This is a genomic window from Alcaligenes sp., assembly GCF_050255915.1.
In the GTDB taxonomy this organism is placed as follows: domain Bacteria; phylum Pseudomonadota; class Gammaproteobacteria; order Burkholderiales; family Burkholderiaceae_B; genus Alcaligenes; species Alcaligenes aquatilis.
The window spans coordinates 25,887-42,833 of the sequence record NZ_JBFWIQ010000014.1 but is presented as its reverse complement, the minus strand read 5'-3'; the positions used below and the strand labels follow the sequence as shown (position 1 = coordinate 42,833).

At 55.3% G+C, this 16,947-nt stretch carries 12 protein-coding genes; 4 read left to right on the top strand and 8 right to left on the bottom strand.

What is annotated here, in order from left to right:
- Positions 1 to 75 precede the first annotated feature (75 nt).
- A complete protein-coding gene (locus AB7E06_RS16045) occupies positions 76 to 1,551 on the top strand; it encodes an NAD-dependent succinate-semialdehyde dehydrogenase (RefSeq protein WP_125277678.1) in 1,476 nt (491 codons plus the stop codon).
- 196 nt (positions 1,552 to 1,747) lie between these two features.
- Here the strand turns inward: AB7E06_RS16045 and AB7E06_RS16040 are convergent, their stop codons facing one another.
- The 6 genes from AB7E06_RS16040 to AB7E06_RS16015 form a co-directional block, all read right to left on the bottom strand.
- Entirely contained in the window at positions 1,748 to 2,653 is a 906-nt protein-coding gene (locus AB7E06_RS16040) for an alpha/beta hydrolase (protein WP_427957584.1), read from the bottom strand.
- A 304-nt stretch (positions 2,654 to 2,957) separates the two neighbouring features.
- Positions 2,958 to 3,854, bottom strand: a complete 897-nt coding sequence (gene fdhE / locus AB7E06_RS16035) for a formate dehydrogenase accessory protein FdhE (protein WP_427957582.1) — start codon at positions 3,852 to 3,854, stop codon at positions 2,958 to 2,960.
- Positions 3,851 to 4,504: a formate dehydrogenase subunit gamma gene (locus tag AB7E06_RS16030; protein ID WP_264671953.1), complete on the bottom strand. Its 654-nt coding sequence runs from the start codon at positions 4,502 to 4,504 to the stop codon at positions 3,851 to 3,853. Before AB7E06_RS16030 ends, fdhE begins: the two co-directional genes overlap by 4 nt.
- Complete coding sequence (gene fdxH / locus AB7E06_RS16025; RefSeq protein WP_427957580.1) at positions 4,488 to 5,402, bottom strand: formate dehydrogenase subunit beta; 915 nt, start codon at positions 5,400 to 5,402, stop codon at positions 4,488 to 4,490. The genes AB7E06_RS16030 and fdxH overlap by 17 nt, the downstream gene beginning before the upstream one ends.
- A complete protein-coding gene (gene fdnG, locus AB7E06_RS16020) occupies positions 5,399 to 8,491 on the bottom strand; it encodes a formate dehydrogenase-N subunit alpha (RefSeq protein WP_108727819.1) in 3,093 nt (1,030 codons plus the stop codon). The genes fdxH and fdnG overlap by 4 nt, the downstream gene beginning before the upstream one ends.
- Positions 8,492 to 8,615: 124 nt before the next feature.
- A complete protein-coding gene (locus AB7E06_RS16015) occupies positions 8,616 to 8,885 on the bottom strand; it encodes a hypothetical protein (RefSeq protein ID WP_166727077.1) in 270 nt (89 codons plus the stop codon).
- A gap of 355 nt (positions 8,886 to 9,240) precedes the next feature.
- On the opposite strand from AB7E06_RS16015, the gene AB7E06_RS16010 reads away from it, so the two are divergent.
- From AB7E06_RS16010 to fauA, 3 genes are all read left to right on the top strand, one after another.
- Positions 9,241 to 10,185, top strand: coding sequence for a helix-turn-helix transcriptional regulator (locus tag AB7E06_RS16010; protein ID WP_264671952.1), 945 nt, complete (start codon positions 9,241 to 9,243; stop codon positions 10,183 to 10,185).
- A 165-nt stretch (positions 10,186 to 10,350) separates the two neighbouring features.
- A complete protein-coding gene (locus AB7E06_RS16005) occupies positions 10,351 to 11,526 on the top strand; it encodes a multidrug effflux MFS transporter (RefSeq protein ID WP_427957625.1) in 1,176 nt (391 codons plus the stop codon).
- Between the two features lie 116 nt (positions 11,527 to 11,642).
- The gene (fauA, locus tag AB7E06_RS16000; RefSeq protein WP_321269017.1) at positions 11,643 to 13,838 is read left to right on the top strand and encodes a TonB-dependent alcaligin siderophore receptor FauA; all 2,196 of its coding nucleotides are present in this window, start codon (positions 11,643 to 11,645) and stop codon (positions 13,836 to 13,838) included.
- Positions 13,839 to 14,015: 177 nt separating this feature from the next.
- Here fauA and AB7E06_RS15995 read toward each other — a convergent pair whose 3' ends face one another.
- Positions 14,016 to 14,540, bottom strand: a complete 525-nt coding sequence (locus AB7E06_RS15995) for a DinB family protein (RefSeq protein ID WP_108727816.1) — start codon at positions 14,538 to 14,540, stop codon at positions 14,016 to 14,018.
- A gap of 65 nt (positions 14,541 to 14,605) precedes the next feature.
- A complete protein-coding gene (locus AB7E06_RS15990) occupies positions 14,606 to 16,855 on the bottom strand; it encodes a putative bifunctional diguanylate cyclase/phosphodiesterase (protein ID WP_321269019.1) in 2,250 nt (749 codons plus the stop codon).
- Between the last annotated feature and the right edge of the window lie 92 nt (positions 16,856 to 16,947).

Here is a 16,947-nt window from a genome sequence, read left to right as displayed (position 1 = left end):
AGTTCTTTGAGGCTCCGATTGTTTGACCTTGATGTTTTTGATCGGGTTCATCATTTTAGAAATAGGTCGACCATAATGAACACTATAGCGGCATCATTGATTCATAAACTGAACAATCCCCGCCTGGCTAACGATCAGTCCTGGACGGCTCGGGGTTGGGTCAGCGCAGCGGATGGCAATACCTTTGCCGTTCTGAACCCTGCTACGGGCCAGTGCCTGGCCAATGTCGCCAGCCTGGCTAAAGCAGAAGTTGAAGTGGTCATAAGCGATGCTGAAGTGGCTCAGCGCGAATGGCAGGCACGCAGTGGGCACGAACGTGCCAAGTTGTTGCGCGCCTGGTTCGATGCCATGGTTGCCAATGCAGATGACCTGGCCACCATCATGACCCTGGAGCAGGGCAAGCCCTGGGCGGAGGCGCGCGGTGAAGTGCTGTACGCCGCCTCCTTTGTAGAGTGGTTCAGCGAAGAAGCCAAGCGCGTATACGGCGATGTGATGGGGCACCCCCAGTCGGACAAACGCATTGTGGTGGTCAAGCAGCCTGTGGGTGTGTGTGCGGCCATTACTCCCTGGAACTTCCCTGCGGCCATGATTACTCGCAAGGTAGCGCCTGCTTTGGCTGCGGGTTGCAGCATTATTGTGCGTCCCGCCAGCCTGACTCCCCTGACCGCCCTGGCCTTGGCGGCGCTGGCCGAGCAGGTGGGTATTCCTGCCGGTGTATTCCAACTGGTCACAGGCTCGTCCAGCGTGGTGGGGGCTGCGTTGACGGAAAGTCCCATTGTGCGCAAGCTATCGTTTACCGGCTCGACCGAAGTGGGTCGTTTGCTGATGGCGCAATGTGCTCCTACCATCAAACGTCTGTCGTTAGAGTTGGGTGGCAACGCTCCGTTCATCGTCTTTGATGATGCCGATCTGGATGCCGCCATTGAGGGAGCGATAGCCTCTAAATACCGCAACAGTGGTCAGACTTGTGTATGTGCTAACCGTTTTCTGGTGCAGGACGGCATTTATGATCGTTTTGCCAAAGGCTTAAGCGAACGTGTTGCCACTCTGAAAGTGGGCAACGGGATGGATGAGGGGGTAGAACAAGGCCCATTAATCGAGCAAAAAGCCGTCGATCATCTGAGTGAGCTGATTGAGGATGCCCTTGAACACGGGGCCCGTGTTCTGCTAGGCGGTAAACCCCACCCCTTAGGCGGGACCTACTTCTTGCCCACGGTCTTGGGGGAGGCGAGCTCAGCCATGCGTGTGGCCCGTGAAGAGTTATTCGGCCCAGTGGCTCCATTGTTCCGCTTTGACACTGAAGAACAGGCCATTGCCATGGCCAACGATACCGAATATGGCTTGGCCGCCTACCTGTTCACCCGGGACAACGCGCGAGTCTGGCGGATGGGTGAGGCCTTGGAGTACGGCATGGTTGGTGTAAACACCGGTCTGATCTCTAACGAAGTAGCCCCATTTGGGGGCATCAAACAATCTGGCCTGGGCCGCGAAGGTTCACGCTACGGTCTCGACGAGTACCTGGAAATCAAGTACCTGTGCCAGCAACTATAGGGAGCGATCCCTATCGCGCACAGCGCCGCAACAAGGCGCCATTATTGATGGCATTCATACCAAGGGGCCGGAGGTTGAACCGGCGCCTTTCAATGTATTGACCTTGCCCGATGGCGGCTTTGTGGGGGCGGCTCAGCGCCCTTGAGGGCAGGGCACTGATGTGGTGCTCAGTGGTGATGCTTTCGGTTCGAAGGCATCACGGTTGGGCCGCAATTCGCAGGGCGGGTTTCAAGGAGGCGGCCAGCATCTGCCCGTGGTTCAGCTCGCTGAAGTTCTCGTAGCTGACGTTCAGCCCGGCCTCTTGCAAATGCTTGGCCATATCCTGTGTGGACCATTGTGCCGCAGCATTGCTCATGGATGTACTGCGGCGCTGTCCGCCGACCATGATGGCGATCTGCTTGTCCTTGGCCCGCCTTGTATCAAAGGCCTGAGCCGTCTTGACCAGAATTCCGTCGTACCACCACAGGGAAGGATCGCCCGCCACGTACCGCTGGTACAGATCAGGGTGGGTAAACAGGGTATGCAAGGTAAACAGGCCACCATAAGAGTGGCCCCACAGCGTCTGGCGGGAGCGATCAATAGGCTCGCGCGCTTCTACTGCAGGCTTGATGTGCGTTTCTATATAGTCCAGAAAAATATCGGCGCCGCCCCCTAAACGACCCCGTACTTCCACCGGCTTGCTGACGCCGTTCTCCGTGACCGGAGGCGTGTAGTCGAAGGAGCGGGCAATCACATCGTGACGTGCTTCGGTGTCGTAGCCAATGGCGACCAGTACCGGCGCAGACAGGCTGCTGATGGCTTTCAGGTCGTCCACATCAATACTGGCCATGGCGGCATTGCCATCGACCATATAAATCACCGGATGACCGCGTGCGGGAGCGGGGCGGTTTGGGGTGCCTATTTGTATTTTGTAGTGCCGCTTGCCGTCTTCCGAGGACATGATCAGCGTCTCGAAGCGGTATAGGCTTTGTTGCTGATCCACGATGGTGGGGCCCACTGATTCGTTCCAGGGGCGGGTAGTTTGTTGGGCTTGGGCGGGCAGCGTGCAGGCCAGGCAGAGCGTGGCGGCACTGAGCAGAAAGTGGGGTAAGGAGGTTTTCATCAAGGTCAGATTGCAGAAAGCTAAACAGGAATCATTCTTGATTATAGGGCCTGTGATATCTCAGAAAACCAATACCCGGACAACAAATCGTATCTCTATGATGAGAGGTGAATGATCAATCGTTCATTGCTCATTGTGGGCGATGGAGAGTTTGCCTGTCTGTAATAGGGGTTGTCGACTGCTTTTGATCATGCAGCGAGAAGCGCAGAGCACAGAGTGTGCCTGGTGCAGAGATTGAAGCGGGTAGTAAAACAGGTGTGAAAAAAAAAGCCCGGATTGGCAGCATGCGGATCCGGGCTTTTCTTTACAGGTCTTGATCAGGCAATGCAAAGGGGTTCAGGCCGGTGCGGCCATAACCTTCTGCGCTTGCTGCATCATCCAGTACCAGCGTCGCCAAGTCATCCGCGACACTTTCTGCATTGGGTTCGCGTTCCTGTGAGATCACCTTCAGATAGCTGTGGCAGTGACCGCAGCTTTCCGCACGCACCACGGCTTCGGTGGAGTCGAAGCTCAGGTAGTCCAGATCGCCCGCATCGGCGCAGTTGGTGCATTTGGCGCGAACCATATGCCATTGGCTCTCGCACAAGGAGCAGTGCAAATAGCGCAGACCTTGTCGGGTACCCTTATAGATCAGGCTGGCGACAGGGGCACTGCCACAAACCGGGCAACTGGGGGACTCTTCACTGCTGGCCACAGGCAAAGGCACTGTCCGTGCTGCCAAAGCCACGTCCAGAGAAAAAGCCGCCCACAAAAAAGGAGCCAGGGCCTGGGATACGGAATGGAACTGGTGTTGGGCCAGGGCCAGACCTGCATCCAGACGCGCCTGGGTGCTCATGGCGCGCAGGGCATCCAGATGTGGGGTAATTGCTGGTGAAGCACCAGGGATAAGCTGGTCCAGCATGGTATCCAGATGCGTTACCCATGTACCTTGGCGAGCGATCTCTACAGGATCAACGGCCACGGCATTGGAACGGCTTTCAGGTGAAACTGTTGCCTGAGCCTGAGCCTGAGCCTGAGCCTGAGCCTGAGCGACATCGGCGGCCAAACGCAGATAGGCCTCCAGCTCATGGCCTGTAGCCAGTTCGCGCAAACGGGCCGCGCGGGCGGTGTACAGCTCATGCAATTCAGGCAGCAGGATGGGGTCAAAGTGCCGGGTGGACTCTTCCGATGGAACGGAACGACGGACAGGAACTTCGTTCATGCCTTGCCTTCCTTCACGTCTTTCTTGGTCGCTTGAAGCTCTTCATGCCAGCGATCGTGATGATGACGTATCCAGGCTTTGGAAACATAGCCTGTCACCATGCCGGTGATGGAGCCGCGCACCCAGATCGCCAGATAAATATGGCCCAGAATCAGCAAGATCAGCCCAATCCCAGCCACGGAGTGGATCAGGATGGCCAGACGCAGAACGGGAATGGAGAAGAACTCGGCAAAGTACGCGCGCCACATGATCAGGCCCGATACCAGCAGCGTGACGATAGACAGCATGATCAGCCAGAACAGTACTTTTTGACCGGCATTGTATTTGCCGATTTTCAATGGCTGCTTGGCGTTGTTCAGGATCACGCCTTTGACGTTACGAAACCAGATCAGATCGGTTTTGGCGGGCAGGTTGTACTTTACGAAGCGGGTGAACATATAGCCAAGGCCAACGAAAACTGCGATCCCTAAAAAGGGATGCAGAACGCGTGCCAATTGCGGGGTGCCCAGAAAGGAACTTAACCAGGAAAAAGAGGGGTAGAACCAGGATAGCCCCGAGGTGGCAGCCAGGAAAAAGCAGAGCACAACGGCCCAATGACATAGCCGCTCACGGAATGGGGTGCGCAGCACAAGATTACTTTTCTTGTTCATGATCGTCTCCTTGCGTTGCCTTGTCGTGCTCGTGTTCTTCGTCCTCGTCCACGCTGTTGGGGCCCACACCGATGAAGTGGGCTGCCATACCGGCCACCGCCACCGCACCAGCTACGGCAGCAGCAGGTTTGAGTACGTCTTTCCAGCCATCCACCACAGCGCTGATCTGCGGGTCTTTGGGCAGGCCCGCGTAGCGCTGCGGATCGTCCGCGTGTTGCAGCACGTACATGACATGGGTGCCACCAACACCTTGAGGATCGTACAGACCGGCGTTTTCATAGCCGCGCTCGTTCAAGTCCTCAATACGACTCAGGGCCAGATCCTTCATTTCCTGTTTTGAGCCAAACGCAATGGCGCCGGTCGGGCAGGTTTTGGCGCAAGCAGGAGCCTGGCCCACGGTAACGCGGTCCGAACACAGGGTGCACTTGTAGGCTTTATGGTCTTTCTTGGAAATACGGGGCACATCGAAAGGACAGCCGGCCACGCAATAACCGCAGCCCACACACAGGTCGGACTGAAAATCCACAATGCCATTGGCATATTGAACAATCGCGCCGGGAACCGGGCAGGCTTTCAGACAGCCGGGGTCTTCGCAGTGCATGCAGCCGTCCTTGCGGATCAGCCATTCCAGCTTGCCTGCTTCGTCCTCGTGCTCGGTAAAACGCATCAAGGTCCAACTGTCGGGGCTCAGGTCGCTGGGGTTGTCGTACACGCCGACGTTTTCTTCCACCTGGCCGCGCAAATCGTTCCATTCATTGCAGGCGACCTGGCAAGCTTTGCAGCCAATGCAGATGGACACGTCAATCAGCTTGGCCACTTCCATCTGGTGATCACGCACCTGTGGGGCTGGTGTGACCGAGTTGGTGGCCGAACGGCGTACTATGTTTTGCGAATTCATGCCGTGGCTCCCTTCATTTTCTCGACATTGACCAGAAAGGCTTTGAACTCCGGTGTTTGCGTATTGGCATCGCCAACGCCGGGGGACAGCGTATTGGCCAGAAAGCCCTTGCGGGTTTCACCTTCAAAGCCCCAGTGGCAGGGGATACCAATTTGCTGCACCTGCTGGCCGGCAACGGTCAGGGTGCGCATGCGTTTGGTCACCACCGCCTTGGCGGTGATGTAACCGCGCTTGGTTGTGACTTTGACGGTGTCGCCGTGGCGGATGTCTTTTTCAGCCGCCAGTTGTTCGCCAATTTCCACGAACTGTTCAGGCTGCAACATGGCATTCAGATAAGAGTGCTTGGTCCAGTGGCGGAACAATTCGGTAATGGAGTAGGTGGTGGCTACATACGGGTAATCGTGACGATTGCCCATGCGCTCGGCGTCATTGGAAAGAATCCGTGCGGTCGGGTTATGCGTTACGTTTTCGTGTAGCGGGTTTTTCGCAATGGGGCTTTCTACCGGCTCGTAGTGTTCGGGGAAGGGGCCGTCATTAATGCCTTTTTCCGAGAACAAGCGGCCCAGCCCTTCGGGCAGCATAATGAAAGGCGCTGCTGGGCTACCAGGAGGCAGGTTGGCTGGGAAGTCCGGAACATCCGCCCCGGTCCATTGCTGGCCGTCCCAATGCAAAATCTGGCGATGCTCATCCCAGGGTCTGCCCATTTCATCCATAGAGGCGCGGTTGTACAAAATGCGTCGGTTGGCAGGCCAGGCCCATGCCCAGCCAGGGGTGTTGCCCAAGCCCGTATCGGTGTTGTCCCGATTAGCCATCTGGTTGCCTTTCTCGGTCCAGGAACCGGTAAATACCCAGCAGTAGCTTTGTGTCGTGCCGTCATCGCGCAATTGCGCAAAGCTATCCAGCAACTGGCCCTTGCGTAGAATCTGCGTGCCGTTCTCGTCGAAAACATCAGCCAGTGCATAGCCATTGGCCTCTTTGGCCACTTCTTCCGGATGCGGGAAATGCGGGTCGTGATAGGTGTCGGCGTCCCAGGTCATGTTCAGGACTTGTTCGGGACAGGCACCGCCTTCTTCTTCGTACAGGCGACGCAGTTCCATCATGATGTCGCCCAGGATGTTGGGGTCATGACGGGCCAGACCGGGAGGTTGCTGACCGGCATAGTGCCATTGCAACCAGCGGCCCGAGTTCACGATGGAACCGTCCTCTTCAGCAAAACAGTTCGACGGCAGGCGGAACACCTCTGTCATGACTTCTTCTGTCTTGATGTCGTTGAACTGACCTTCATTGCGCCAGAAGTTCGAGGTCTCGGTGACCAGTGGGTCCACAATAACCAGGAACTTCAGCTTGGACAGGGCCTTGGACGTCTTGTTCTTGTCCGGCATCGCGGCCAGCGGGTTAAAACCTTGTGCGAAGTACCCGTTGACCTTGCCTTCATACATCATGTCGAAGTAGGCCAGCATGTCGTAGCTACGATCCCATTTGGGCAGCAGATCAAAAGCGAAATCGTTAGCGGGCGTGGCGTGCTTGCCGTACAGGTTCTTGAGCAAAGAGATGAAGAACTTGGGTGTGTTTTTCCAGTAATTCACCTGACCGGGCAATACGTCTTTGGGCGTGGTTTCTTCCAGGTACTGTGCCAGTGTCTGCTGATTGTCCGAGGGCAGGTTCATATAACCTGGCAAGCGCAAGGACAGCAGACCCAGGTCGGTATAGCCCTGGATATTGGAGTGACCGCGCAAGGCGTTCACGCCGCCCCCGGCCATGCCGATATTGCCTAGCAAGAGCTGAATCATGGCGGCGCCACGAATGATCTGTGCGCCCCCGGTATGGTGCGTCCAGCCCAGCGCATATAGCCAGGTCAGCGTTTTGTTCTTGGCCGAACAGGAGCCAATAACCTCGGCAATCTGCAGGAAGTCGGCCTGTTTGACGCCGGTAATGTTTTCCACGACTTCGGGCGTGTAGCGGTCCACGTGCGCTTTTAACAACTGCAGCACGGAGCGTGGATGCGTCATGCTGTTGTCGCGCATCACTTCGCCGTTCTCGTCTAGCGCGTAGGTCCAGGAGGACTTGTCGTAGATCTTGGTTTTCGGATCGAAGCCGGAGAACATGCCTTCGTCAAAGGCGAAGTCGTCACGCACAATCAGGCAGGCATTGGTGTAGGCGCGCACGTACTCGTGCTGAATCTTGTCGTTCTCCAGCAGCCAGCGCACCATGCCCATCAAAAAGGCGGTGTCCGAGCCGGCGCGGATGGGCGAGAAGATATCGGCAACAGCGGCTGTACGGTTAAAGCGTGGGTCCACCACAATGACCTTGGCCTTGTTCTTGATTTTGGCCTCAATCACCCATTTGAAGCCGACCGGGTGGGCTTCGGCAGGGTTGCCGCCCATCACAATCACCACGTTGGCGTTCTTGATGTCCACCCAGTGGTTGGTCATGGCACCGCGCCCAAAGCTGGGGGCCAGGGCTGACACGGTCGGGGCGTGACAGAGTCGCGCCTGACAGTCGATACCCAGCATGCCTAAGGCACGGGTAAATTTGAAGTCCAGCAGGCCGGTTTCGTTGGACGCGGCCGAGGAAGCCAGAAAGCCCGAGGATAGCCAGCGGTTCACCACCTGGCCTTTTTCGTTTTTGGCAATGAAGTTGGCGTCACGGTCATCTTTGAGCAAACGGGCGATGCGCTTGGTGGCTTCGCTCCAACTGATCTTGACCCATTCTTTGGAGCCCGGGGCTCGGTATTCGGGGTGCAGCAGGCGATTCTTGGAGTGAATCATGTCCAGCAGGCCAGCGCCTTTGGGACAGAGCGAGCCACGGCTGACCGGATGGTCCGGGTCGCCTTCAATATGGAAGATGCGCGGTTTCGCGTTTTTGGAGCCATCGCCCATGGAATACATGAGGATGCCGCAGCCCACTGAACAGTATGTACAGTTGTTGCGTGTCTCTTTGGATCGAAGGAGTTTGTAGGGCCGGACGGCGGCGGGAACTTGAGCGGCGGCTGTCGAAAGTCCCATCGCGGTCGCTGACAGCGCAGCTGCCCCAGCACCAAGAATTTTGAGAAACTGACGCCGACCAAAACTTGGTACGTTGGTATTCATGAAAGGTTCTTCTTGCAGAAAATGTGTTGGCAAAAGGATCGCTAATTGCCGGGCCGGATTATAGCAGTCTGTGTATAAACTGCTTTTGCTGTGCTGATACTGTCGTTTTTAAAGCGGATAGCGTTTAAGGTTTATTCGCACAGCAGCGGCCAATGACTCGCCACAGGTAGTACACAGCGATGCCGCTAAAGATAAAGGCGGGCAAAGCCCAGACCATACCTGCGCCGATCAGGTTGTCTCCCTGCGCGTTCAGGCAACTGGAGGCAGCCGTTTCTATGCAGTCTTTATAGCGGTAGTAGCGCTCGTAAAATAGCCACCAGAAAAAACCAGCCAGACTAGAAAAAATAATCAGGCCAATCGTTGATTTAAGGCGGGGTGTCGAGCGGGAAATCATGCTTGGAAATGTGGACCCATTGGTGTGATGAAAAAAGGGCTTATGCCCCGATTGCTTTAGCTGATTGCATTTTGCTAGGTGATCAACAGCAAAAAGAATAGGTGCAGCACAGATGCAAAATTGTAGCGATTCTGTGTGTCGATTTTGATGCAAGAGCAGACCCTGGCACGATGAGGTCAACATAAAACTCCGTTAATTCAAGGCATTGCCGTACTCTTTGAATTCTTTAGAGGTGCCATATAATTGAGAATGTATGTTATTCTCAGTTGCATTGTGTCGGATGTTCTGTTCCCATCGGCCCGAGTGCCTTGAGCCCGTATCCGCCAGGCTGACATCGTTTTTTCTCTCTATTCCTATGATCAGATTCACAGTATCGGACTTTGACCGACTCGGTCGTCCGGCAGGCTTTCACTATTGTTTGCCTCACTATGTTGGCCCAGATCGGGAGAGGGAGCAGCTTTGCATTGCCGAGGGGCGTGTGCAGGAACACGAGGTCAGGCCGGGCATCAAGCTGGTGCTGTCAGATATCGTCACGCACCATCACTACGAATCCAGTTCCGTCAGCGCGCCGCAGTTCTCTGCGATTGTGATGCTGCAAGGCCGCGCGCAAGCCCGCCTGGCCAGTCAGAATCAACTGAGCCTGGTCGCGCAAAGTGGTGTCAGTATTGCGCATAGCGAATCGGTCGCGTTGACCGGGATACACCCGGCCGGGCAACGTTTGCGCTGTATTAACCTCTCTTTGCGTTCAGCGGAAAGCGTGGGCGACTCGCGCTTGGGCGACACCCTGTCCAAACTGATGGGCCCATCCGGACTGTGCATGCAGAAGTGGACGGTCCCGCCGCATTTGCTCAACACGCTCGAGCAGTTGATAGACAGCCCCTGGCAGGGGGCGACGTACGATTTGCTGCTGGAAGGTGTCAGCCTGCAAATGCTGGCTCATGCGCTGGACGGATTGACTCCAAAGCCTGCTAAAGAGTCGCCGGCCACGGCCCGTGACCGACAGCTACTGGAGCGTGTGCGTGAACGTTTGTACAACGCGCCGGGTGACGATCATACCTTGGCGGATCTGGCCAAGCTGGCCTGCATGAGCCCGAGCACCTTGCGGGTGAAGTTTCAGGCAACCTACCAGTGTTCTGTGTTTGGCTGGTTACGTGAGCGTCGTCTGGAGTTGGCACGTGATTATCTGGCGCAAGGCTGGAGCGTACAGCAGGCGGCTCATTTTGTGGGCTATCGCCACGCCACCAACTTTGCCACAGCCTTTCGTGAGCGCTACGGGATTGCGCCCAGCGAATTGAATTGAGGTGGCCGGGCGGCCAGCTCTGTCATTGTTCAAAGCTTTTTAGGCGTTTGCCATTCCCCTCTCTGGCGAGCCTGGTCCATCCTGAAAAAGACCTCCCCTATGCGGGTTTGTTTTCTTATTTCAGACAGAGCTGTGTTGCCTTCCTCGCTTCCCCCGTATCCCTTGATGGTGTTGATTCTGGGCCTGCTGGCCTGCGTTGCACCTGCCACTATTGACGCCTATTTACCTGCTTTCAGCGCGTTGGAGCGCGAGTTTCAGGTACCCCCCGAAAGCGTGCAGCAGACCTTGGGTGTGTATATGTCTGCCTATGCAGCGATGTTGCTGCTGCATGGCACTTTGTCCGATGCCTGGGGGCGCAAACCTGTGATTGTGGCGTCCCTGGCGGTGTATATCACTGGCTCGGTGATGGCGGCCTTGGCGCCCAGCATGGATTGGCTTTTGGCTGCTCGGGTACTGCAAGGCTTGTCGGCCGGAGCGGGTTTGGTGATTGGCCAGGCCATGGTGCGTGATTGCTATCAAGGTGAACAGGCGCAACGGACTCTGTCTTATATCGTCGTGGTCTTTAATGTCTCGCCCGCGCTGGCCCCGATTGTGGGTGGTCAATTGATTGCGCTTTTGGGTTGGCGCGCTGTGTTCTGGATGCTGGCCGCCCTGGCCGCTGCGGCGTGCTATTTGTGCCTGCGTCGCTTGCCTGAAACCTTGCCCAGCAGTAAGCGTCAGCCTTTGGCCTGGCGCCAGTTGCGTAGCGATATTGGGCAATTACTGGGTGATGTGCCTTTTATGGGCATGAGTGTGGCCTTAAGTTTGCTGATTGGGGCTCAGGCCTTTCTGATCGGCGCTGCTCCGGATTTCATTTCTCATACTTTGAATTTGCCTGAAACCGCCTTTGCCGTGTTGTTTGTGCCTTTGGTGGTCGGGGCCATGTTGGGGGCTTTGGCCTCTGCCCATCTTGTGCGACATTGGGGAGACATCACGATTATTCGCTGCGCCTATGGCTTGATGCTGGCCAGTTGCCTTGTCTATACCGGGTATCTGGCCAGCGCCTGGCATCCTGCCTTGCCGTGGGCCGTGTTGCTCCCCGCCTTTTTCACCGCAGGTCTGGCTATGTTGATGCCGGTGGTGACCATGCATATTTTGGCCCAAGTTCCCAGTCGGGCCGGGTTGGCGGCCTCCTTATTGGGCTTTTGCCAGATGAGTACGTTTTCGCTGGTCAGCGGTTGGCTGGTGCCGTGGGTTTACGGCCAGCCCTTGCGGATGTCAGCCGCCATGCTGATCTGCGTCTTGCTCAGTGCCGTTAGCTGGTTTTGGCTGCAACTGCGCGCGGATCGATGCCCCTCCTAGAAGGAAAGCGGCAGGACTGATATTTGGAATAGGGTTTTTGCGTTTAGGGATACGCTCATGCAAACTCTGTAGATGATAATTGTTCGCATCTAAAACCTGTTCTGAGATCCTTGCTCATGCCTGCTGCTTCAACCTGCTATGCCCGTTCAAGATTGCGCTTGCTTGTCCCTGTCACTCGTTCTGCCATGTTGCTGGTTGCTGCCAGCAGCCCGGCCTGGGCGCAGGATTCCGTGGCTGATACGCCTGTAGAACTGTCCACCATTACGATCAAGGGCAATCGAGACCCAGGCGTGACGGAAACTGATCCGTCTTACACCACCAAGGCCATGAGCACGGCGACGGGGCTGTCTCTTTCTATCAAGGAGACGCCGCAATCGGTCAGTGTGGTCACCCGAAAAATGATGGATGATCGCGGCATGCAGACGACGGCGGATGCCTTGCAGAGCGCGCCGGGTATATCTGTGACACGCAGCGATACCAACCGTTATTCCTTTTCCTCGCGTGGTTTTGGTATCGACAACTATCAGTTTGATGGTTTGACGCAGCCAGTTTTGTCGCCCTGGGCTTTTGGTGAAAGCAACCTGGACCTGGTCGTTTTTGATCGGGTTGAAGTGGTGCGCGGCGCGACCGGTTTGATGACGGGGGCCGGTAATCCTTCGGCAGCCGTCAATTATGTACGTAAACGTCCTTTGCGGGACTTTGCCGCATCGGGGGGGATCAGTGTCGGAAGCTGGGACTTTGCGCGTGGATACGCAGATGTGTCTACCCCGATTACGGAAGATGGGCGTATCCGTGGCCGTATTGTAGGAGCTTATGGCAAGGCCAATAGCTATACCGATTTGCAGGATACTAAAACCCGTACATTGTATGGCGTGGTCACGGCTGACTTGATGCCTGGCATGGAGTTGACGGGGGGTGTTGCCTATCAGTCCAGCTCCAATAATGGTTTTGGCAGTGGTTTTCCGCTGTTCTATAGCGATGGCTCTCGTACGGATTTCAAGCGTTCGATTTCCAACAATACAAACTGGTCACGCGTCGAGAACAATACGACAACGGGTTTTGTGGATTTGAGCCACCAGTTCAAGAATAACTTGAGCTTGCGCTTGACCTATAACCAGTCCTACACCGATGCCTTCATGAAAAACCTGTTTCGGGGTGGGTATCCGGATCGGGAAACAGGGCTGGGTACATCGAACTCGTACTCTTATTACGAAGGCGATGTACGCCGCAAGGCATTGAATGCGTCCTTGTCCGGGCCATTTACCTTGTTTGGCAAAGAGCACGAGTTTTCGGTGGGCTGGATGATGTCCCAGGATCGCGTATCTTTCCCGCAGTATCGGGCCGTACCCCCATTGGCTGCGGCGGCCAGCTTCTATCAGCCAGGCCGAGAGCCGGAGCCGAACTGGTCCAGTGAGCCATCCCAGGCTGATGATACGGATAACAAACAGTCCGGCGCCTATGCCGTTGGCCGCTTTGCCTTGAGCGATAGTTTGCGCTTGATGGTGGGGGGGCGGCTGAGCAACTGGGAAACTGATCAGACCTACTTTGGTTCCAAGCGTCAGTATCGCCATCGTAACGAGTTCATCCCCTATGCCGGCCTGATCTATGACTTTGACGATACCTATACCGCTTACGCCAGCTATACCGAGATATTCAAGCCGCAGAACGCCCGCAACGAACAGGGTGCGATTCTGGCACCGATTACCGGTAAAAGCTATGAGTTGGGCTTGAAAGCGGCATGGATGGATGGCCGGCTCAATGGTGCGTTGTCCCTGTTCCAGACACGGCAGGACAATTTGGCGGAAGCCACAGGTAATAATGTGATTGGTGCACCACCTAATACACCTGCTTACCGCCCGGTGTCGGGGGCCAAAGTAGAAGGGGTGGAGCTGGAGTTGGGCGGAGAACTGATGCCTGGCTGGAATCTGGCCACGAGTTTGACGACCTTTACCGCCAAGGATGCGAAAGGCAAGCCCATCAATACCAGCAAGCCACGTACCTTGTTCAAGCTCTATACCACCTATCGCTTGTCAGGGGATTGGCAAGGGCTGACTGTGGGCGGCGGCATTGATTGGCAAAATCGCATGTATCAGAACGCCACGGCACCAGGCCGCAAAGTGGTGAATGTTGAGCAGGGCAGCTATGCCATCGTGAATCTGATGGCAAGTTATGACTTCAACAAGCGCGTCTCGGCCACCTTGAACGTGAACAACCTGTTCGACAAAAAGTACTACTCGCAGATCGGTTTTTATAACCAGGGCTGGTACGGTGCTCCGCAAAACGTGATGCTGTCCTTGCGGGCGCAGTATTAAGGGTGGAGTGAGCAGACAGGATTGCCTGATACAAAAGCCTGCTTGGCAAGGACAAGCAGGCTTTTTTCATAGGAAGCGGAGACCTGAGCGGGGTTATCTCAGATGCAAAAATCTTGTGGTCCTGGAGCGGCAAGCGTGGCGCTGTCCGTCTGCCTTGAGGCCTGCGGGCTACAACATTCAGGATACCAAGGCCATTAAATCAGTCACCCCAATATCGACACCCGCTTGATACAACAAGGTGCTGGCCTGACCACGATGGTGAGTCTGGTGATTAAAAAAGTGCGTCACCAAAAGCGCAACATCCTTCTCCATGCTCTGGCCCGCCATATTGTTATAGCGTAGCGTTTGGCCCAGTTGCTCGGGTGTCAGTGTGGCCGCCCAAGCAATAATAATCAGATCCAGTTTGCGACGGTACGGATCCAGTTCCGCCAAGGTGTCGAATAACTGCTGGTCCAGTGTACGTGGCTTGGCAAATACCTCCATTTCTTCGCGCAAGCTGAGGGCATCAGGATGCTGGGCAAAGCGGTGCAGCCAGATCGTATCCCCCACTGCAATGTGCATCATCGTCTTGAACAAGGAGCCAAAGAAGGCGCCGCACTCTTGATGCTGCTTCTCTGGGGGCAAGCGAGCGGCGGCCTGATAAAGACGGCGGTTCATTTGGCTGTTGTAGTCAGCCATGCGGATGGCAGTTTGAGGTGTCATAAAGAGCAGTATCCGGCAAGAGGAGGCATCCTGATTATTTCTTTAAATAGATAGCGGTACCAAGATCAAGGGCCATCTTTGCCAGTCATGAGTTGTTCGGTTGATCCCGCGTTGACTGCTTGCCTGGCGTGCGGAAAGTTAAGTGGACCCTTGTGCTCGATAAATTGCGCTGTGAATGTTTCAGCTGAAACAGGTCTTCCAAAAAGATAGCCTTGTATTTCTGGGCATTCATTATTTTTAAGGAATATGAATTGCTCTTCCGTTTCCACGCCTTCTGCAATCACATCCAGGCCAAAGTTCTTGGCTAAGTAGATAATAGCCCTGACCAGTGCGGCATTTCCGGCATATTCGTAGACATGGTGGATGAATGACCGGTCGATTTTCAGGCGGCTGACTGGATATGTTTTTAGCAGACTTAATGATGCGTAGCCTGTCCCGTAGTCGTCGAAGGCCAGACCAACGCCTATGTTTCGTAAACCGCGAAACAAGTTTTTGGTGACTGCTTCGTTGCGAAGCAAGGAGGTCTCCACGATTTCCAGCTCAAGAGAACTGGCAGGCAGACCTGTTTCAGCCAGTAGAGCGCTGATTGTGTAGAGCAGGCGATTGGTACGTAGCTGTGCCTCGAACAGGTTTACGCTGATACGAAAATCGGGGATGGTTGCTTGCCAGCGGACGGCCTGACGGCAGGCCGTTTGTAATATCCATTCTCCTATAGCAGGCGCAGATGGCTTTTCGTTGAGCACATCAATAAAAGAGAGCGGCGTTAACAAGCCCCTTGTAGGGTGGTTCCACCGAATCAGTGCTTCTGCTCCGGTCAACTGCCTAGTGTGTGTTGATACTTGGGGTTGGTAGAAAAGCTCAAACTCATCGTTTTCAAAGGCCAGGCGTAATTCCCGCTCGAACGATCTGCGTGCGACAGCGACCTCGCGCAAGGCCGGAGAGAACACCTCGTAGTATCCCTTACCGGATGATTTCGCTTTGTAGAGCGCCAGATCGGCTGCGCTCAGAATATCCTCGGCGCTAGTGCCGTGCGTCGGCGCGAGAACCACGCCAATGCTGATACTAGTGTCAAAAGACTGGCCAGCAAAGTTATACGGCGTTGCAAAGACGTTGATCAGTGTTTGTGCGGCTCTTCGTGCCGCCTGCACGCCGTTTCCGGGCAGCAAGGCCATAAACTCGTCGCCACCGAATCGAGCAAGCTTAATGGCGTTGGGAAATGTCGACTTTAATTGCTGGGCGATGTGTTTGAGGGCGGCATCGCCAGCCGAGTGCCCGAAGGTATCGTTGATTTCCTTGAAGTCGTCCAGCTCAATTAACAATATGGTTGCAGGGGTTTCGTTGGCAAGCGTTTGGGCAAGGCGTGCCCGCCACATTTCCCGGTTGGCAAGGTTTGTTAGTGCGTCTAGCGAGGCCAGTTGAAACAGCCTTTCTTCATGATGCCGGCGCTCAGTGATGTCTCGCACAATGGCGCCGATATGGGTGGTGTCTGCTTCAACCCAGGTCGATAATGAGAACTCTGCCGGGAACTCGGTTCCGTCCTTACGCAAAGCGGATAGTTCGATCGTGCGGTCAGCAAGTTTCATTCGCTCGCCCTGTCGCAGCCGTAAAAGCTCTTTCTCGTAAATCTTACGCCAATTGTCGGGCACAATAATCGATCCTGGCTGGTTGAGGGTCTCGTCAGCTAGATAGCCAAAGATTTTCTCTGCAGAGCGATTCCAGAACGTGATGCGGCCATGCTCGTCAGAGCAGATGATGGCATCAGGGGAGGTGGCTGCGATATTTTCAAAACGGGCTTTGCTGTCTGATTTGGTTTGTTCCAGGCGGTGCGCTTCCATTCGCGCCATTACCAGGGTTGCCAGGTCGGAAAGGTTGGCACGATCAGTTTCGGTGAAGACATGGCGCGGCTTGGTATCCATCAGGCATACCGTGCCCAATCGCTCCCCCGTCGGGGCGAGTAATGGTTTTCCCGCATAGAAGCGAACGTGTGGCGGTTTGGTGACTAATGGGTTCGGTGCAAAGTGGGGGGCGTTCAAGGCGTCCGGGACAAGCAAAATGTCATTGGACAGGATGGTAGTCGTGCAAAACGAATCAGCGCGCCTTGTTTCGCGCAGATCAATACCAACACGTGCCTTGAAAAACTGTCGGTCCCTATCTATCAGCGAAATCAGAGCGATCGGTACCTTGAATAATCTGGCTGCCAGGTTAACGAGCCGGTCAAACTCTTCTGTAGGGGGAGTATCTAGCAGTTTGTACTCCGCTAGGATGCGTAGGCGACGATTTTCTTCGACAGGTACCGGGGAGGAGAGGGATTTCATAGTTGTCCTGTGCTCCATAGATTTAACTGTAAAAATAATCAATAACTGGTGGCCGTATCGATTACGTTTATGTTTGGGAGCTGGTGCCCCTC